The 17,698-nt window shown below is 70.6% G+C and carries 19 protein-coding genes and 1 pseudogene; 5 read left to right on the forward strand and 15 right to left on the reverse strand.

Annotated elements, in window-relative coordinates:
* Positions 1–8: 8 nt before the first annotated feature.
* The 12 genes and pseudogenes from A0130_04810 to A0130_04865 form a co-directional block, all read right to left on the reverse strand.
* Positions 9–980: a tRNA dimethylallyltransferase gene (locus A0130_04810; protein ANF33295.1), complete on the reverse strand. Its 972-nt coding sequence runs from the start codon at positions 978–980 to the stop codon at positions 9–11.
* Positions 977–2,584 (reverse strand): tRNA-2-methylthio-N(6)-dimethylallyladenosine synthase MiaB, encoded by a 1,608-nt coding sequence (locus A0130_04815; protein ID ANF31091.1) that lies wholly within the window; start codon positions 2,582–2,584, stop codon positions 977–979. The genes A0130_04810 and A0130_04815 overlap by 4 nt, the downstream gene beginning before the upstream one ends.
* Positions 2,585–2,644: 60 nt before the next feature.
* Positions 2,645–3,256: pseudogene (locus A0130_04820) on the reverse strand (hypothetical protein).
* A gap of 189 nt (positions 3,257–3,445) precedes the next feature.
* The gene (locus A0130_04825; GenBank protein ID ANF31092.1) at positions 3,446–4,519 is read right to left on the reverse strand and encodes a DNA recombination/repair protein RecA; all 1,074 of its coding nucleotides are present in this window, start codon (positions 4,517–4,519) and stop codon (positions 3,446–3,448) included.
* A gap of 171 nt (positions 4,520–4,690) precedes the next feature.
* Positions 4,691–4,915, reverse strand: coding sequence for a signal transduction histidine kinase (locus A0130_04830; protein ANF31093.1), 225 nt, complete (start codon positions 4,913–4,915; stop codon positions 4,691–4,693).
* A 93-nt stretch (positions 4,916–5,008) separates the two neighbouring features.
* A complete protein-coding gene (locus A0130_04835) occupies positions 5,009–5,320 on the reverse strand; it encodes a transcriptional regulator (GenBank protein ANF31094.1) in 312 nt (103 codons plus the stop codon).
* Positions 5,321–5,478: 158 nt separating this feature from the next.
* Entirely contained in the window at positions 5,479–5,982 is a 504-nt protein-coding gene (locus tag A0130_04840) for a damage-inducible protein CinA (GenBank protein ID ANF31095.1), read from the reverse strand.
* Entirely contained in the window at positions 5,969–6,592 is a 624-nt protein-coding gene (locus A0130_04845) for a CDP-diacylglycerol--glycerol-3-phosphate 3-phosphatidyltransferase (protein ID ANF31096.1), read from the reverse strand. Before A0130_04845 ends, A0130_04840 begins: the two co-directional genes overlap by 14 nt.
* A gap of 6 nt (positions 6,593–6,598) precedes the next feature.
* Positions 6,599–9,418: a cell division protein FtsK gene (locus tag A0130_04850; GenBank protein ANF31097.1), complete on the reverse strand. Its 2,820-nt coding sequence runs from the start codon at positions 9,416–9,418 to the stop codon at positions 6,599–6,601.
* A gap of 70 nt (positions 9,419–9,488) precedes the next feature.
* Positions 9,489–9,980: a histone acetyltransferase gene (locus A0130_04855; protein ANF31098.1), complete on the reverse strand. Its 492-nt coding sequence runs from the start codon at positions 9,978–9,980 to the stop codon at positions 9,489–9,491.
* A gap of 49 nt (positions 9,981–10,029) precedes the next feature.
* A complete protein-coding gene (locus tag A0130_04860; protein ANF31099.1) occupies positions 10,030–11,706 on the reverse strand; it encodes an RNase J family beta-CASP ribonuclease in 1,677 nt (558 codons plus the stop codon).
* A gap of 76 nt (positions 11,707–11,782) precedes the next feature.
* Positions 11,783–12,760, reverse strand: a complete 978-nt coding sequence (locus A0130_04865) for a 4-hydroxy-tetrahydrodipicolinate synthase (protein ANF31100.1) — start codon at positions 12,758–12,760, stop codon at positions 11,783–11,785.
* Between the two features lie 80 nt (positions 12,761–12,840).
* Here A0130_04865 and A0130_04870 point away from each other — a divergent pair, with 80 nt between their 5' ends.
* The 4 genes from A0130_04870 to A0130_04885 all read left to right on the forward strand — a co-directional run bounded on the left by A0130_04870 (position 12,841) and on the right by A0130_04885 (position 15,217).
* The gene (locus A0130_04870; GenBank protein ID ANF31101.1) at positions 12,841–13,281 is read left to right on the forward strand and encodes a thiol reductase thioredoxin; all 441 of its coding nucleotides are present in this window, start codon (positions 12,841–12,843) and stop codon (positions 13,279–13,281) included.
* A gap of 7 nt (positions 13,282–13,288) precedes the next feature.
* Positions 13,289–13,750, forward strand: a complete 462-nt coding sequence (locus A0130_04875; GenBank protein ANF31102.1) for a hypothetical protein — start codon at positions 13,289–13,291, stop codon at positions 13,748–13,750.
* A gap of 113 nt (positions 13,751–13,863) precedes the next feature.
* On the forward strand, positions 13,864–14,289 hold the full coding sequence (locus tag A0130_04880) for a peroxiredoxin (GenBank protein ID ANF31103.1): 426 nt from the start codon (positions 13,864–13,866) through the stop codon (positions 14,287–14,289).
* A gap of 31 nt (positions 14,290–14,320) precedes the next feature.
* Complete coding sequence (locus tag A0130_04885; GenBank protein ID ANF31104.1) at positions 14,321–15,217, forward strand: nucleoside-diphosphate sugar epimerase; 897 nt, start codon at positions 14,321–14,323, stop codon at positions 15,215–15,217.
* Here the strand turns inward: A0130_04885 and A0130_04890 are convergent.
* On the reverse strand, positions 15,214–15,678 hold the full coding sequence (locus tag A0130_04890) for a hypothetical protein (GenBank protein ANF31105.1): 465 nt from the start codon (positions 15,676–15,678) through the stop codon (positions 15,214–15,216). The two genes, A0130_04885 and A0130_04890, sit on opposite strands and share 4 nt — an antisense overlap.
* A 19-nt stretch (positions 15,679–15,697) precedes the next feature.
* Positions 15,698–16,504 carry a 4-hydroxy-tetrahydrodipicolinate reductase gene (locus A0130_04895; protein ID ANF31106.1) on the reverse strand — a complete coding sequence of 269 codons (807 nt, stop codon included), beginning with the start codon at positions 16,502–16,504 and terminating at the stop codon, positions 15,698–15,700.
* A gap of 68 nt (positions 16,505–16,572) precedes the next feature.
* On the opposite strand from A0130_04895, the gene A0130_04900 reads away from it, so the two are divergent.
* Positions 16,573–17,076, forward strand: a complete 504-nt coding sequence (locus A0130_04900; GenBank protein ID ANF31107.1) for a PadR family transcriptional regulator — start codon at positions 16,573–16,575, stop codon at positions 17,074–17,076.
* Between the two features lie 6 nt (positions 17,077–17,082).
* On the opposite strand, the gene A0130_04905 is transcribed toward A0130_04900, so the two are convergent.
* Positions 17,083–17,685, reverse strand: coding sequence for a histidine phosphatase (locus A0130_04905; GenBank protein ID ANF31108.1), 603 nt, complete (start codon positions 17,683–17,685; stop codon positions 17,083–17,085).
* Between the last annotated feature and the right edge of the window lie 13 nt (positions 17,686–17,698).

Below are 17,698 nucleotides of genomic sequence, written 5' to 3' on the forward strand. Positions count from 1 at the left end.
GCTCCAGCCTACCGATCCCCGGCTGGGTGGTCGGCGGCGTCGACGAGCGCCAGGGCGGCATCCACGAGCTGCGGGTCGTCGTACCCGAGCCAATGGATGCCCGGGTAGCGCTTGAACCAGCTGACCTGCCGGCGGGCGTAGCGGCGGGTGAGCTGCTGCGTCTGAGCGATCGCGTCCTCGCGGGTCAGCTCGCCGCGCAGCTCGGAGAGCGCCTGCGCGTACCCGATGGCGCGGCGGGCGGTGACGCCGTCGTCGATCCCCTGCGGGATGAGGCGTTCGACCTCGGCGACGAGGCCGTCCTGCCACATCTGCTCGACGCGGGCGTCGAGGCGCGTGACGAGTTCGTCGCGCGGTGCGGAGAGGCCGATGACGACGGTCGGCTCGTGCCAGTATCCGGGCTCCTCGGGGAGCGCGCCGCTGACCGACGTGCCGGTGAGCTGTGCGACTTCGAGGGCGCGCACGATGCGGCGTCCGTTGCGCGAGCCGATGCGGCGGGCGGCGTCCGGGTCGAGCTCGGCGAGTCGCAGGTAGAGCATCCCGGGGCCGTGCTCCGCGAGCTCGGCTTCGAGTCGTGCGCGGAGCTCCGGGTCGGTGGTGGGGAAGTCGAAGTCGAAGAGGACGCTCGAGACGTAGAGGCCCGATCCGCCGACGAGCACCGGCACGGCGTCCCGGCCGAGGATGTCGGCGATGAGGGCGCGGGCCGCCGGCTGGTACCCGGCCACGGTGGCCTCCGCGCTGACGTCGTGCGTGTCGAACAGGTGGTGCGGGATGCCGCGCCAGTCGGCGGGCGGCAGCTTGGCCGTGCCGATGTCCATTCCGCGGTACTGCTGCATCGCGTCGGCGTTGACGATCTCAGCGCCCCGGCCGCGGTCGCGCAACGCCTCGGCGACCGCGAGCGAGAGGTCGGTCTTCCCGGTGCCGGTCGGGCCGACGATGGCGACGAGAGGACGCGACGAAGCCTCGGCGCGCGCGGTGCTCAGCGCTGGCCGTCCGATGGGTCGTAGATCGGCATGGTGCCGACGCCGGGCGAGGTCAGGGGCTCGCGGACGCGGAGCGTCGGGAGTCCGAGTGACACCGGGCCTGCGCCCGTGGCGGCCGTGCCGCCGTGGGTCGGCACGGCGCACGAGTCGGCCTCGGCACGGTCCCACGCGTCTCCCGCGCGGGTTCGGCGGACGCGGAGCGGCGCTCCGTCGGTCGCGTCGGCGATGAGGTGGTGCGGGGCGGCCTGCGTGACGCGCACGGTGACGGTGTCGCCGGGGCGCGGGAGGTCGGAGCCGGCCGGCACCTCGAAGTGCACCAGGCGGCTGTCGCGCGCGCGGCCGCTCAGGCGGCGCGTGTCGGCGTCCTTCCGGCCCTCGCCGTTGGCGACGAGCAGTTCGACCTCGCGGCCGATCAGCTTCTGGTTCTCCTCCAGGGAGATGCGCTCCTGGAGGGCGATCAGGCGGTCGTACCGGTCTTGCACGACCTCCTTCGGCACCTGGTCCTCCATCGTCGCGGCCGGGGTGCCCGGACGGATCGAGTACTGGAACGTGAAGGCGGACGCGAAGCGGGCGGCCTCGACGACCCGCAGGGTGTCCTGGAAGTCCTCCTCGGTCTCTCCGGGGAAGCCGACGATGATGTCGGTGCTGATCGCGGCGTCCGGCAGCTTCGCGCGCACGCGATCGAGGATGCCGAGGAACTTCTCGGAGCGGTACGAGCGTCGCATCGAGCGCAGGATGCGGTCGGACCCCGACTGCAGCGGCATGTGCAGCTGCGGCATGACGTTCGGGGTCTCGGCCATCGCGTCGATGACGTCGTCCGTGAAGGCGGCCGGGTGCGGGCTGGTGAAGCGGATGCGCTCGAGCCCCTCGATCTGTCCGGCCGCGCGGAGGAGCTTGCTGAACGCCTGACGGTCGCCGAATTCCACGCCGTAGGAGTTGACGTTCTGACCGAGCAGGGTGACCTCGATCGCGCCGTCATCGACGAGCGCCTGGATCTCGGCCAGGATGTCACCGGGACGCCGGTCCTTCTCCTTACCGCGGAGCGACGGCACGATGCAGAAGGTGCAGGTGTTGTTGCAGCCGACGGAGATGGACACCCAGCCGGAGTACGACGAGTCCCGCTTGGTCGGGAGGGTGGACGGGAACGTCTCGAGCGCCTCGAGGATCTCGATCTCGGCCGCGTCGTTGTGCCGCGCGCGCTCCAGCAGGCTCGGCAGCGCGCCCATGTTGTGGGTGCCGAACACGACGTCGACCCAGGGCGCCTTCTCGAGGATGACGTTCTTGTCCTTCTGGGCGAGGCAGCCGCCGACGGCGATCTGCATCCCCTCGTGACGGCGCTTGACCCCTGCAAGGTGGCCGAGGTTGCCGTAGAGCTTGTTGTCGGCGTTCTCGCGCACTGCGCAGGTGTTGATGACGACGATGTCGGCCTCTTCGCCGTCGGCCGGCACGTACCCGGCGGCCTCCAGCGAGCCACTGAGGCGCTCGGAGTCGTGGACGTTCATCTGGCAGCCGAAGGTGCGCACCTCGTATGTTCGCGCCCGGCCGTCGGGACGGAGGGCCGCCACGGAGGGCTCGATGACGCTGCGCTGTTCCAGGATGCTCATGATGGCGACAAGTCTACGTATCTCTGCCGCCCGGAAACGACTCGCCTCTGTGTGCAGCGGCTACTGGAAGCGGACGCCGGACCCGCCGCGCGACCGCCGCCCGGCGAAGGCGGCGTCCATCGCTTGTCGCACGATGTCGGAGGTGTACCCCTTGCGTGCGAGGAACCCGTGCAGGCGACGCCGAGCGGTCTCGTCGTCGTAGCTGGACAGTTGCCCGATGCGCTTGACCGCGAGCTCGGTCGCGCGCTCCAGCTCGTCGTCCTCACCGATGTCTTCGAGGGCCGCCTCGATCAGCTCGGGGTCGATGTGGCGCCGCTTGAGGTCCTGCTCGATCACCGTGCGCCCCAGCCCTTTGCGGCTGTGCTGTGTGAACGCCAGCGTCGCCGCGAGCGACGCGTCGTCGATCACGCCGAGCTTCTCGAGCCGGTCGAGCTCCGGACCGAACACCTCCGGATCGATCTCCCGCTTGGTCAGCAGCTGCTCAAGCTCCCAGCGGGACATACCGCGACGTGCCAGCTGACGGATGGCGACGCCCGTCGCCTTCCGAGTCTGTCGCTCGGTCTCCTCGTCCAGCTCTTCGGAAGCGTCGTCCGAAGACGCCACCGCCATCGAACGCGGGCGCGCGGTCGGTGCCGCAGGGTCTGAGCCCCAGGTGTTGTTCCACCCCCGCTCGAGAGCGCGGCGACGGGGCGCGCCGCCGACCTCCGCGACGGATGCGCATCGGACGCACGCTCGCGCCCCGCGCCCGCCGGGCGGAGCGGTGTCACGGGAGCCAGGTGCTCCCCTTCCTCCGCTCCGCCCTCGGGCGACGACGGGAATCTCACCACCACGCGCAACTCCTCCCGGAGCCGAATGCCACCGTCACGCGCCCTTGCGGGCCTGCAGCTTGTCTTCGATCGAGCCGACGTTGGACGGCGCCGCGGCGGCCGCGTTCGGGTCGGGGATGATGCCGAGCTTGATCTTGATCTTCTGCTCGATCTCGGCGGCGACGTCGGGGTTCGCGATCAGGAAGTTGCGCGAGTTCTCCTTGCCCTGGCCGAGCTGGTCGCCCTCGTACGTGTACCAGGCACCCGACTTCTTGACGATCGCGTGCTCCACACCGAAGTCGAGGAGGCTGCCCTCGCGCGAGATGCCCACACCGTAGAGGATGTCGAACTCGGCCTGCTTGAAGGGCGGCGCCATCTTGTTCTTGACGATCTTCACGCGCGTGCGGTTGCCGACCGCCTCGGCGCCGTCCTTCAGCGTCTCGATGCGGCGGATGTCGAGGCGGACGGACGCGTAGAACTTGAGCGCCTTACCACCGGCGGTCGTCTCGGGGCTTCCGAAGAACACGCCGATCTTCTCGCGCAGCTGGTTGATGAAGATCATCGTGGTGTTGGTCTGGCTCAGACCACCCGTGAGCTTACGCAACGCCTGCGACATGAGGCGCGCCTGCAGACCGACGTGCGAATCGCCCATCTCGCCCTCGATCTCGGCGCGCGGCACGAGCGCCGCGACGGAGTCGACCACGATGAGGTCGATGGAGCCGCTTCGCACGAGCATGTCGGCGATCTCGAGCGCCTGCTCACCCGTGTCGGGCTGCGACACCAGGAGGGAGTCGATGTCGACGCCGAGCTTGCGGGCGTACTCGGGGTCGAGCGCGTGCTCGGCGTCGATGAAGGCCGCGATGCCGCCGGCGCGCTGCGCATTGGCGATGGCGTGCAGGGTCAGGGTCGTCTTACCGGACGACTCCGGGCCGTAGATCTCGATGATGCGGCCACGAGGCAGACCGCCGATGCCGAGCGCGACGTCGAGTGCGATGGATCCGGTCGGGACGACCTCGACGGGCGCGCGCTCGTCGCTGCCCAGTCGCATGACGGACCCCTTGCCGAACTGGCGGTCGATCTGCGCGAGAGCGGTCTCGAGCGCCTTCTCGCGGTCTGCGGGTGATGGCATTGCGGTTCTCCTTCGTGGCTTCGCTACGGTTCGACTCTAGGAGTGACGTCCGACACTGGAAGCGCGGGCGCGCGATCTGTGGACAACCGGTTTTCGACTGCCGTTGTGAAGAAGTCTAGCCAGTTCCGAACATATCTTCGAGAGTCCGAATCCGGCGTGTCGCGCTGCGGATCAGCGCTTCGGCGCGGGCTTTCCGGCGCCGTACCAGCGCGACGACGGCACGCCCGTCTCTTTGCAGAGCGCGATCCAGACCTCGCGGGGCGGCAACCCGGCGGCGATCGCCTCGTTCGCGGTGCGCCCGCCGAGTTCGGCGAGCACGAGGTCGGTCAGCAGCGTCTGACCGTAGGAGCTGCCGAACTTGTCGGAGACGGCGCGCTGGAACTCGCTGAGCTTCATGGGTCCTTGACTTCTAGGCGAAAGGGAGAACAGGTGGGTGGGAAAACGAAGGACGCCCCGCTGTTCGCGGGGCGTCCTCGACAGTCTTCGGAATCAGCGGACGACCAGGTCCGAGTCCATCGCCGAGACGAACTCGTCGGGCACCGTGTCCGGGATCACCGGCTCGAGGCCCTCGAGAACCGCGATGCGGTCTCCGACCTCGCGCATGATGACCGAGACCGGGGTCTCGAGCGCGTCTGCAACGGAGGCGAGGATCTCGCTCGACGCCTCCTTCTGACCGCGCTCGACCTCGCTGAGGTAACCGAGCGCGACGCTGGCCTTGCTGGCGACCTGGCGGAGCGTACGTCCCTTTTGCAGGCGGAAGTCCCTGAGCACGTCGCCGATTTCCTGACGTACAAGAATCATTCGGAGCCTCCTTCTCTTACCCTGCCGACGTATCGATGGGATACGAATGTACCGCATCCGGTTGCTCCACGATATCGAGGGCCACTGGGCTTTTCTTGTGAATGCAGCAGGTGTAACGAGACCGAAACACCGCGTATTCCCGCGGTAACGCGGGATGTTCACACAGCCGTTATGCCGAGCTCCTCGGCGATCACCGCGACGGCCGAGACGACGGTGGCGCGCCGGATCGCGTCGCGGTCCCCGGACAGCTCGAGGGCGACCGCGCGCGTGCCCCGCGCCGACGAGACGCCGACGAAGACGGTCCCCACCGGACGACCCCCCTGGGGCTCCGGGCCGGCGACCCCGGTGGTCGCGACGCCGAGGTCCGCCGGGCGCCCGTCCACCGCCAGCCGCTCCCGGACGCCGCTCGCGAGCTGGCGGGCGACCTCCGGATGGACCGGACCCTCGGCGGCGAGCAGGTCGGCGTCCACACCGAGCAGCGAGTGCTTGAGCTCGGTCGCGTACACGACCGCTCCCCCGAGGACGACGGCGGACGCGCCGGGCACGCTGGTGAGTTCGGCGGTGACGAGGCCGCCGGTGAGCGACTCGGCCGCCGCGATCGTCAGACCGCGGTCGATGAGCGCCCGGACGACCGCGGCGGTCGCCGGATCAGGCGACGGCACGCTTGGCCCTCCGCCCCTTCCACGCCTGCCAGAGGTAGTCGATGCCGGTCCAGACGGTGAGGATGACAGCGGCCGTCATGAGGACACCGTTGACCCAGAAGACCCAGTCGCCGAACACCGTCCACAGCGGCACGAGCGCGAACGAGATGGCCACCGACTGGACGATGGTCTTGATCTTGCCGCCGCGGGAGGCGGCGATCACGCCCTGCCGGATCACGACGAAGCGGTACACGGTGATGCCGATCTCGCGCACCAGGATGACGATGGTCACCCACCAGGGCAGCTCGTTCAGGATGGAAAGGGCGATGAGCGCACCACCGGTGAGCACCTTGTCGGCGATCGGGTCGAGCAGCTTGCCGAGGTCGGTCACCTGCCCGTTGCGTCGCGCCAGGGCGCCGTCGACGCCGTCGGTCGCGATCGCCAGGATGAACAGGGCGGCCGCCGCCCAGCGCAGCAATCCGTCGTCGCCGCCGTCCGCCAGCAGCATCCAGACGAAGAGCGGGGCGAGCAGGATGCGCACGACGGTGATGACGTTGGGCAGGTTCCAGTTGCTCACGCGCTTCGCTCCGCCGTCCGCCGGGGTGGGCGGAGGCGCGTCGGGCACCGACATCGCGGTCTACTCCCTGTCGGTCAGCTGCCAGGCGTCCTCGTCCGAGTCGCCGTCGACCTCAGGATAACCCGCCGTCATGTCCGCGACCGGGTCCGCTCCGTACCGGTCGTCGCCGTACTCGTCCTGCGGCGCTGCGGGAGCGGGCGTCGCAGCGGCGGCCGGCGCAGCCGCGGGCGAGGCAGGCGCCGGCTCCTCGCCGCGCAGGCGCGCCAGCACCTGTGGCAGCTGCTCGGCGGTGACCAGCACGTCGCGGGCCTTCGAGCCCTCCGACGGGCCGACGATCTCGCGGGACTCCAGCAGGTCCATCAGGCGACCCGCCTTCGCGAAGCCCACGCGCAGCTTGCGCTGCAGCATCGAGGTGGAGCCGAACTGCGACGACACCACGAGCTCCGCGGCCGCGAGCAGCAGCTCCAGGTCGTCGCCGATGTCGGAGTCGATCTGCTTCTTCTCGGCGCCGGCCGTGACGTCCTGCCGGTACTCGGGCCGCGCCTGGCGCGTGACGTGCTCGACGACCTTCTGGATCTCCTCCTCGTTCACCCACGCGCCCTGCACGCGCAGGGCCTTGGAGGCGCCCATCGGCAGGAAGAGCCCGTCGCCCTGGCCGATGAGCTTGTCGGCACCCGGCTGGTCGAGGATGACGCGCGAGTCGGTGACGCTCGTCACCGCGAAGGCGAGACGCGACGGGACGTTCGCCTTGATCAGACCGGTGACGACGTCGACGGACGGCCGCTGCGTCGCGAGCACGAGGTGGATGCCGGACGCCCGCGCCAGCTGCGTGATGCGGACGATCGAGTCCTCCACGTCGCGCGGCGCGACCATCATCAGGTCGGCCAGCTCGTCGACGACGACCAGGAGGTACGGGTACGGCTTGAGCTTCCGCTCGCTCCCCTCCGGCAGGACGATCTCGTTGTTGATCACCGCGCGGTTGAAGTCGTCGATGTGGCGGAAGCCGAAGCTCGCCAGGTCGTCGTACCGCATGTCCATCTCCTTCACGACCCATTGCAAGGCCTCCGCGGCCTTCTTGGGGTTCGTGATGATGGGCGTGATCAGATGCGGGACGCCGCCGTAGATGGTGAGCTCGACGCGCTTCGGGTCGATGAGCACCATGCGCACCTCGGACGGCTTCGCGCGCATCAGCAGCGAGGTGATCATCGAGTTGACGAAGCTCGACTTGCCCGAACCGGTCGAACCGGCGACCAGGAGGTGCGGCATCTTCGCCAGGTTGGCGACGACGAAGCCGCCCCCCACGTCTTTGCCGACGCCGATGGTCATCGGGTGCGTGCTCTTGGCGGCCGCGGGCGAGCGCAGGATGTCGCCGAGCGATACGATCTCGCGGTCGGTGTTCGGGATCTCGACGCCGATCGCGCTCTTGCCCGGGATGGGCGACAGGATGCGCACCTCGTTGCTGGCGACCGCGTACGACAGGTTCTTGCTCAGCGCGGTCACGCGCTCGACCTTCACGCCCGGGCCGAGCTCGATCTCGTACTGCGTGACCGTCGGGCCGCGCGAGTAGCCGGTGACCTTCGCATCCACGCCGAACTGCGTGAGCACCTCGGTGATGGCCGCGACGATCTCGTCGTTCGCGCCGGAGCGGGTCTTGGCCGGCGTCCCGGCCGACAGCATGGACGCCGACGGCAGGTGATACGGCGCCGTGGGCTGGGGCAACGCGGGCGGACCGGCGGCCTCCTCGTCGAAGTCCTCCGCCCCGGCCTGGAAACCGGGCAGCACGGCTCCGGCGCCCGGCACGCCGCCGCCCGTCGTCGGCATCGGCGCGACGGCCGTCGGCGGCAGTTCGCCGGTGAAGCGCTTGAGGGCGTCCTCGGCCTGCGCCAGCTCGCCGATGACCTCGGTGTTGTAGTGGTCGCTCGACGGGTCCGGCTCGAGCGGAGTGTCGAACTCGCCCTTGCCGCGCTGCGGGGCGCCGAACACCTCGGTGAGCCCGTCGACACCGGGGGCGTCGTAGTCCGGGTCCTCCTCGCGCTGCGACTTGTTGCGCCGCCACCACGGCAGGTTGGCCCCGCCTTCCGGCTCGTCGTCGATGCCGTCGAGCTCGACCTGCTTGGACGCCGCCTTCGCCTCTTTCGCCTCGGCGCGCTCGTCCTCGGTCGGCAGCTGGGCGCCGAAGAGGTAGGCATAGAGCTCGCGGATGCGGGCAGGCAGCTTGTTCGGCGGCGTCTTGGTGATGATGAACAGGCTCAGGATGAGCAGCAGGATGATGACGGCGCCGGCGCCGTACGGGGTGATCACGAGCGAGAGCGGCGCCGCGACGAGCCAGCCCAGCACGCCGCCCGCCTGGGCGAGCGCGATCATGCCGTCGGAGGGCGACGGGTGCGGGCTGAACAGGTGGCACAGCCCGGAGACCATGAGCAGCAGGATGCTGAGTCCGATGCCGATGCGCGTGTTGTCGTGCACGGAGCTCGGATGCCGGAACAGCCAGGCGGCGAAGATCACCATGACGACGGGCAGCGCGAAGGCGACGCGGCCGAACAGGCCGCCGAACGTCCAGGCGTCGAGCGTGCGCGCGACCTGGTCGTTGATGAGGAACCACTCGACCACCGCCCCGGCGATCGCCAGCAGCACCAGGAAGAAGGGGAAGCCGTCGCGGCGCTCCTCCCTCGACAGCTTCTCGGGACCGAGGGCGCGGAACGCCGCGCCGGTGAGATGCGCCAGCCCCATCCAGGCGCGGATGAGCGGGCTGGGCCCCGCGTCGGCCGCCGGGTACGCGACCGTCTTCTGCTGCGCGGTCTTCGACGCCGGCTTGCGCGCGGTCGACCCGCCGCGGCCGGAGTTCCGGGCGCGGGAATTCGACTTGGTGCTCGTGGCCATGGGGACAACGGTACGTCGTGCCCCCGTCAACGCCGGGATACCGCGCCTGAATTGTGGAAAATCCGGCCGGTCAGCGGACTGTGAGTACCATCGTCTCGGAGCCGCCCTGGGAGGCGACGGTCACGTATCCCTCGCTCTGGTACAGCCGGTGGGCGAAGTTGCCGTGGGCGACGCTGAGGCTGAGTCGTGCGTGGCCTCGCGCCGCGGCCGTCCGCGCGAGTTCGCGGAGCAGCGCGCGACCGGCGCCCTGCGCCCGCCAGTACGGGTAGACGCCGAGCGTCAGCTCGGGGACGCCGACCGCCACGAAGCCGTAACCGGGCGCGTTCGCCGGGAACAGCCGCGCCCAGCAGGCGCCCACCGGCAGTCCGTGGACGTCCTCCGCCACGCAGCCGAAGTCGCCGGGACGCTGCCAGCCGGCGACGTACCGCGCGACGGCCCGATCCTCGAGCACGGCGACGCGCGGGCGCGCCCGCACCGGGTCCCAGTTGGCCGCCTCGACCAGCATGTCGGTGAGCACGCGCGCATCCTCCCCCGTGGCGGGACGGATGCGGAACGCGTTCATGGAGGAACGCTACCCGCGCTCGTGTTACGCGCGGGTTACGTCCGGCTTCTCACGCCTCGATGACGAGCGGCACGATCATCGGCCGGCGACGGTAGCTGGTGTTCACCCAGCGGCCGACCGTGCGGCGGACGACCTGCGACAGCGCGTGGGAGTCGCGGACGCCGTTGTGCGCCGCGTCCGCCAGCGCCGCTGCGATCTTCGGCTTGACGTCGTCGAACACGGCGTCGTCCTCGGCGAAGCCGCGGGCGTGAACCTCCGGGCCGGTGACGATGCGCCCGCTGGCCGCCTCGACCACGACGATGATCGAGATGAAGCCCTCTTCTCCGAGGATCCGCCGGTCTTTGAGGTCGGCGTCGGTGATCTCGCCCACGCTCGATCCGTCGACGTAGACGAAGCCGAGGTCGAGCTGGCCGACCACCCGGGCGACGCCGTCGCGGAGGTCGATGACCGAGCCGTCCTCGGCGAGGATCGTGTTCTCCTCCGGAACGCCGGTGTCCATCGCCAGGCGCGCGTTGGCCACCAGGTGGCGGTACTCGCCGTGCACCGGCATGACGTTCTTCGGCTTGAGGATGTTGTAGCAGTACAGCAGCTCGCCCGCGGCCGCGTGGCCCGAGACGTGCACCTTCGCGTTGCCCTTGTGCACGACGTTCGCGCCGAGCTTCGTCAGCCCGTCGATGACGCGGTAGACGGCGTTCTCGTTGCCCGGGATGAGGCTGGAGGCGAGGATGACGGTGTCGCCGTGCCCGACCTCGATCTGGTGGTCGAGGTTGGCCATGCGCGCGAGCACGGCCATCGGCTCGCCCTGGGACCCGGTCGACATGTAGACGATCTCGTCGTCGGGCAGGTCGGCGGCCTTCTTGTAATCGATGAGCACGCCTTCGGGCACCTTGAGGTAGCCGAGCTCGGCGGCGATCGTCATGTTGCGGACCATGGAGCGGCCCAGCAGCGCGACCCGGCGGCCGTTGGCGGCGGCCGCATCCAGCACCTGCTGCACGCGGTGCACGTGGCTGGAGAAGCTGGCGACGATGACCCGGCGGGGCGCGCGCGCGATGACGGTGTCGAGCACCGGCCCGATCGACCGCTCGAGGGGCGTGAACCCGGGCACGTCGGCGTTGGTCGAGTCGGCGAGGAACAGGTCGACGCCCTTCTCGCCCAGACGCGCGAAGGCACGCAGGTCGGTCAGCCGGTCGTCGAGCGGCAGCTGGTCCATCTTGAAGTCGCCGGTGTGGAGCACGACGCCGGCGGGCGTGGTGATCGCGACCGCCAGTGCGTCCGGGATGGAGTGGTTGACCGCCACGAACTCCAGCGAGAACGGGCCGAGCTGCTCGACCTGCCCCTCCTTCACCGTCAGCGAGTAGGGCTGGATGCGGTGCTCCTTGAGCTTCGCCTCGACCAGCGCGAGCGTGAGCCCGGACCCGATGAGCGGGATGTCGCGGCGCAGCTTCAGCAGGTAGGGCACGGCGCCGATGTGGTCCTCGTGACCGTGGGTCAGCACGACGCCGACGACGTCGTCGAGGCGGTCGCGGACCGGTCCGAAGTCGGGGAGGATGAGGTCGACGCCGGGCTGGTCCTGCTCCGGGAAGAGCACGCCGCAGTCGACGATGAGGATCTTGCCCTCGTACTCGAAGACCGTCATATTGCGGCCGATCTCGCCGAGACCGCCGGTGGGGATGATCCGGAGCGTTCCGGGTTCGAGCGCGGGAGGCGCAGAGACGAGGTTGGGCATGGGCCCTCCTATTTCTGTATTCGTACGCGGGGCTTCTCGCGCCCGCGATGTGGTGTGGCCGCCTTCCCGGCGGCCGTCAGCGTGTGGTCCCGGCGATCTTCGGGAGCGCTCCGCCCGCGGCCGCGTTGCGGTCAGGGCGGAAGTTGGAGAAGTCGACGCCCGGAATGTCCTTCACGAGGTCGAGCTCGTCCTCGATCTGAGCGGCCTCCCACTCCTCGGGACCGACGAGCGGCAAGCGCACGCGGGGGCTCGAGATGCGGCCGAGGCCGTGCAGGATGTACTTGGTCGAGACGGTGCCCGGCACGTGGGTCATGACCGCGCGCACGAGCGGCTCGAGCTTCTTGTGAGCCGCCGTGGCGGTGGCCAGGTCACCCGCGTTGACCGCGTCGACGATCTGCCGGTACGGCGTGGCCGCGATGTTGGCCGTGACGCCGATGAGGCCGCTGGCCCCGATGGCGAGGTGCGGGAGCACATTGGCGTCGTCGCCCGAGAAGTACAGGAGGTCGGTCTGGTTGAGAACGCGACTGACCTCGCTGAAGTCGCCCTTCGCGTCCTTGATCGCCAGCACGTTCGGGTGCTTCGCGATGCGCAGGATGGTCTCGTACTTGATCGGGACACCCGTGCGGCCGGGGATGTCGTACAGGATGACCGGCAGGTCGGTCGAGTCGGCGATCATCCGGAAGTGGGTCAGGATGCCCGCCTGCGTCGGCTTGTTGTAATACGGCGTGACGACCATCACGCCGTCGGCGCCCGCCTTCTCGCTCTGCTGGTAGAGCTGGATGGCGTGGGCCGTCTCGTTCGAGCCGCCGCCCGTGATGATCTTGGCCCGGCCGCCGGCCACCGACTTGCCGACCTCGACCAGCCGCAGCTTCTCGGGGTCGGTGAGCGTGGAGGTCTCGCCGGTGGTGCCGGTGACCACGATGCCGTCGGCCCCCGCCTGGATCACGTCGTCGATGTGCTTCTCGACCGCGGCCCAGTCCACTTCGCCGTCGGCGGTGAAGGGCGTGACCAGGGCGACGAGCACCTGGCCGAACGGGTTCGCGGTGGTTGGCATGGCTCCTAGGCTATCGGGTCGCCGTCACGTGAGGTCACATTCCCTGCGCTGTGGAGAAGTCGGGCGTAACGTCCCGACCTGTGAACGGATTCGCCGCCCTCGGCATCCTGCTGGGGCTCGTCGCCGTGGCCACCGCCGCCGGGCTGGTCTGGCGCGCCACGACGGGCCGCTCGCGCGCCGCGCGCGGTCACCGGGTGCTCGCGCCGGCCGACGTCGACGTCACGGCGTTCGGCGACCGCGCCACCCTCCTGCAGTTCTCCACCGAGTACTGCGCGCCGTGCCGCTCGACCGCACGCGTGCTCGGCTCCATCGCCGACGACGTCGACGGCATCCGGCACCTCGAGGTCGACCTGACCGACCGGCCGGACCTCGCCGACCGGTTCCGCATCCTGCAGACCCCGACCACTCTCGTGCTCGACGGCACCGGCGCCATCCGCGCCCGGATCGGCGGCGCGGCCCGCGCGGACGACGTCCGCACCACCCTCGACCGCATCCTCGGGAGCGACCATGTCACAGCCTGAATCCACCGTGTCCGCCGCACGCGGGATCGACCCGCGGTCCCCGCGCTTCGGCGCCGGGATCACCGCCGTCCTGCTCCTGGTCGACCTCTTCCTGTCCCTTGTCGGCGCGACCGTCGCGGCGGCCGTGCTCCTGCTCGCGATCGCGCTGCTGTTCGCCTGGGGAGCGTTCGCGGGCGTCCAGCGCCACCCCTACGGCGCGCTGTACCGCGCGTTGATCCGGCCGCGGCTGGCTCCGCCGGCCGAACTGGAGGACCCCGCTCCCCCGACGTTCGCGCAGGGAGTCGACCTGCTCGTCACCGGCGTCGGCCTCGTCCTCTTCGCGTTCGGCGTGCCCCTCGCGCTGCCGATCGCCGCAGCGCTCGCCTTCGTGGCGGCCTTCCTCAACTCGGTCTTCGGATACTGCCTCGGCTGCCAGCTCTACCTGCTGCTGGTGCGCGCCCGGGTGATCCGCCGCCGCGCGACCGCCTGACGCCAGCGGCCCAGCCGGGAATCCGCCGTGCACCGGGTGACGGTGTCGGACGCCGTCAGTAGTGTGGGTCGGGCCCGGCCGCGCACGGCGGCCGCGTCTCGTAGGAGGTCTCCATGGCAGTCACCAGCGCATCCACCACCGTCTGGAACGGCGATCTGAAGAGCGGATCGGGCACCGTCACTCTCGACTCGTCGCACGCGGCGGAGCTGTCGGTGAACTGGAAGGCCCGCTCCGAGGGAGGCGCCGAGGTCACCACGCCGGAGGAGCTGCTGGGAGCCGCGCATGCCGCCTGCTTCTCGATGGCGTTCTCGAACGCCCTCGCGCAGTTCGGGCACGCGCCGGAGAGCATCCGCACCACGGCCGCCGTCACGTTCGACCCGGCCCAGGGCATCACCGGCAGCCACCTCACGGTCGTCGCGACCGTCCCCGGGCTGTCGCACGAGGACTTCCAGCGCCTCGCCGACGAGGCGAAGGCGGGCTGCCCGGTGTCGCGCGCGCTGGTCGGGATCCCGATCACGCTCGAGGCCTCGCTGGCCTGATCCCCCGTCCGCGACGAAGGGCGGAGACGACATGAAGGTGCTGCTGGCCGGTGCATCCGGCCTGATCGGCGGCGAACTGCGGTCGCAGCTCGCCGCGGCGGGGCACGACGTGCTCCGACTCGTCCGGCGCGAGCCGTCGTCGTCCGACGAGGTCCGCTGGGATCCGGCGGGGCGGTCGGTCCCCGTGGAGCCGTTCGACTGGGCCGACGCGGTCGTCAACCTGTCCGGGGCGTCGCTGCAGCGGCTCCCGTGGACGAAGGCGACCAAGCGGCGCATCCTCTCGTCGCGGCTGCAGGCGACCGGGACGCTGACCGACGGGATGCGGCGCGCCGACGATCCGCCCGCTGTGTTCGTGAGCGGGTCGGCGGTCGGCTTCTACGGCGACCGGCCGGGGCAGCATCTGACGGAGTCGGCGAGCAAGGGCAGCGGGTTCCTCTCGGATGTCGCCGACGCCTGGGAGGCCGCAGCGCGACTGGCACCCGACTCGACGCGTCTCGTGCTCGCCCGCACCGGCGTGGTGATCGGCCGCGGCGGTGCGATGAAGCCGCTGCTGCCGCTCGCCAAGGCCGGACTCGCCGGGCCGCTCGGCTCCGGCCGCCAGCACTGGCCGTGGATCAGCCTCCACGATGAGGCGGCGGCGCTCATCCATCTGCTCGGGTCGGACCTCGACGGGCCGGTGAACCTCGCGGGGCCGACTCCGGCGACCGAGAGGGAGGTCGTGAAGGCGCTGGCGCGCGCGGTGCGGCGGCCGTCGGTCGTGCCCGTCCCGCGGTTCGCGCTCGAACTGGCGCTCCAGGACGCCGGACGCGAACTGCTGCTGGCCGACCAGCTGGTGGTGCCGCAGAAGCTGCTCGACGACGGGTTCGTGTTCCGCGACCCGACGGTCGAGGACGCGATGGATCGCCTGGTGGAGGTGCGGGCCGCCTAGGCCGGCCGCTCCCCCGCCTTGGCGTCGGCGCGCTCCAGCCGGATCGCCTGCCGCAGCGCCTCGCGCGCCCGGCGACGATCCCCCGAGGCGTCGTACGCGAGCCCGAGCCGGAACCAGGCGCGCCAGCTCGACGGCGCCGCCTCCACCTCGGCCTTGTACTGCGGGAACTGGGCGTCCGCCGCATCCCGCAGCGGCCGTCCACTTGCCCGGGTCGGGAGGTCCTCGACCGGGAGGTTGCCCTCCGCTTCGAGCTGCCGCACCAGTCGCTCGGTACGTGCGCCGAACAGCAGCTCGCGCCCGATCGCCCACGCCGCGATCACCGGCAGCACGAACAGGGCGACGCCCATCGCGATCCCGATCGGCACGCCGGACAGGATGAGCAGCACAGCGCGCTGGGTGACCAGCACGAGATAGACCAGCAGGAGCAGCGCCATCAGGATGGCGGCCAGGCGATTCCTCATCGGCGGTGCGTTCTCCTGCTCAGCGGGTCAGCTCGGTGCCGTCGTCGCCGGCGTCGCGCACGGTCCGGCGCGGCGGCTCGCCGCTCGGCTCGGCGATCCCGAGGTCGATCAGCTTGTCGAGGCCGACCGTCACGCCGGTCGCCGTCGCGGCTGCGCGCAGCGCGAGCAGGATGCCGGCCTCGTACGCCTCCGACCCGACCGTGTCGTGCTCGATGATCAGCTGCTCCCCGGCGCCGCCGAAGATGACCTGCTGCTTTGCGACGACCCCGCGCATCCGGAGGCTGTGGATGGGGACGCTCGCCACCTGCTGCCCGCGGGCGCGCTGGTCCGAGTGCGGCGCCTCGACCGGGCCCTTCGACGCGCGTGCGGCGCCGATCAGCTCCCCGGTGCGCACCGCGGTGCCCGAGGGCGAGTCCACCTTGCCGGCGCCGTGCGTCTCGATGATCTCGATCGAGTCGAAGAAGCGCGCAGCGACCGTCGCGAAGGCCGTTCCGAGGGCGGAGCCGAGGGAGAAGTTGGGGATGACGACCGCGCCCGTGCCCTCGTGCTGGGCGACGCGGCGCTCCAGGTCGAGGATGCGGTCCGCCGACCAGCCGGACGTGCCGACCAGGACGTTGAGCCCGTGGTCGACGGCGAACGCGACAATGCCGGGGCTCACCTGCGGCAGCGTCATGTCGACCAGCACGTCGGCGCCGAGCATGTCATCGAGCGGCGACTGCGAGCCCAGCCGGGCCACCAGCTCCAGGTCGTCGGCCTGCTCGATGAGGCGCACGGCCACGCTTCCCAGTTTTCCGGTCGCTCCGGCGACGGCCACGCGAATGCTCACACCCCCAGCCTACCTGCGCGCCTGTGGACGACCCGCGGCCCGGCCCTCCCCGGCGCTACGCTGGACCGATGGTGTCTTTCGCAGACGTCGCCGTCACCGACGCGACCGCCCACCGGATGCTCTCGGACTACTTCGCCGAGCGCGCCGAGACCTTCCCGAGCGCGCAGGGCGCCTACCGGACGGCGTTCCCGGATCCGGGCCAGTTCGTCGCCCCGAACGGCGTCTTCCTGCTCGCCTACGACGAGGGCGTCGAGGTCGGCTGCGGCGGCGTCCGCGAGCTGCGCGTCCCGCTGGGCGAGACCGAGGACGGCACCCCGGTCGTGCGCTACGAGATCAAGCATCTCTGGGTGACACCGTCACGGCGCGGCAACGGGTACGGCCGCGCCATCCTGATCGAGCTGGAGCAGCGCGCCCGCGGCTTCGGCGCGACAGAGATCGTGCTCGATACGAACGCCAGCCTGGAGGCCGCCGGCGGGCTGTACCGCGCGCACGGCTACGAGAGCATCCAGCCGTACAACGACAACCCGAACGCGACCGACTGGTTCCGCAAGCGGGTCGAACCGATCGAGTAGCCCGGCTCAGACCGGCTGCAGCTCCGGCAGCCCGGTGCGCAGCTCCACCGGCAGATGCCCGAGGTCGTTGTGCACCACCAGCACCGGCGGCTTCGCCGAACGCACCCGGATGATCGTGAGGCCGCAGTTGGCCTGATTCAGGCCCAGCCACCGCCAGTCAGGGGCGTCGAACACGTGCCGCACGAACCATCCGATCACGAAGTTGTGCGTGATCAGCAGGTCGTGCCGGTCTCCCATCGCGGGCGTCAGGAACTCGTGGACCGCATCGTCCATCTGCGCGCGCCCCGCCTCGATCTCGGCCTCCGTCACCGGGCCGAAGAACGACTCGAACGCCTTCGGCATATCCGGCGTCGGACCCGACGGGATGCAGTCGAACAGCAGGCTCGACGGCTGCGGCTCCAGCGCCGGCATCCGCTCCGCCATGATCGACGCGGTCTCGGTCGCCCGGTTGAGCGGCGAGTGGTACATCGAGGTGAACGGGATGCCGCTCAACCGCTCGGCGATCAGCTGCGCCTGGCGCTTGCCGCGCGGCGAGAGGGGGCCGTCCGGCATTCCGTGCTCGGCATCCTGCTGCTCGCCGTGGCGCACGAGGTAGATGTAGTGGGGCACGAGGGTGGACCTT

This window comes from Leifsonia xyli (assembly GCA_001647635.1).
GTDB lineage: Bacteria > Actinomycetota > Actinomycetes > Actinomycetales > Microbacteriaceae > Leifsonia > Leifsonia xyli_A.

Coding starts and splice junctions, on each gene's coding strand:
- A0130_04815 (ANF31091.1), bottom strand. CDS start 2,584: ATGAGCATCCTGGAACAGCGCAGCGTCATCGAGCCCTCCGTGGCGGCC.
- A0130_04825 (ANF31092.1), bottom strand. CDS start 4,519: ATGCCATCACCCGCAGACCGCGAGAAGGCGCTCGAGACCGCTCTCGCG.
- A0130_04830 (ANF31093.1), bottom strand. CDS start 4,915: ATGAAGCTCAGCGAGTTCCAGCGCGCCGTCTCCGACAAGTTCGGCAGC.
- A0130_04835 (ANF31094.1), bottom strand. CDS start 5,320: ATGATTCTTGTACGTCAGGAAATCGGCGACGTGCTCAGGGACTTCCGC.
- A0130_04845 (ANF31096.1), bottom strand. CDS start 6,592: ATGTCGGTGCCCGACGCGCCTCCGCCCACCCCGGCGGACGGCGGAGCG.
- A0130_04850 (ANF31097.1), bottom strand. CDS start 9,418: ATGGCCACGAGCACCAAGTCGAATTCCCGCGCCCGGAACTCCGGCCGC.
- A0130_04855 (ANF31098.1), bottom strand. CDS start 9,980: ATGAACGCGTTCCGCATCCGTCCCGCCACGGGGGAGGATGCGCGCGTG.
- A0130_04860 (ANF31099.1), bottom strand. CDS start 11,706: ATGCCCAACCTCGTCTCTGCGCCTCCCGCGCTCGAACCCGGAACGCTC.
- A0130_04865 (ANF31100.1), bottom strand. CDS start 12,760: ATGCCAACCACCGCGAACCCGTTCGGCCAGGTGCTCGTCGCCCTGGTC.
- A0130_04880 (ANF31103.1), top strand. CDS start 13,864: ATGGCAGTCACCAGCGCATCCACCACCGTCTGGAACGGCGATCTGAAG.
- A0130_04885 (ANF31104.1), top strand. CDS start 14,321: ATGAAGGTGCTGCTGGCCGGTGCATCCGGCCTGATCGGCGGCGAACTG.
- A0130_04890 (ANF31105.1), bottom strand. CDS start 15,678: ATGAGGAATCGCCTGGCCGCCATCCTGATGGCGCTGCTCCTGCTGGTC.
- A0130_04900 (ANF31107.1), top strand. CDS start 16,573: ATGGTGTCTTTCGCAGACGTCGCCGTCACCGACGCGACCGCCCACCGG.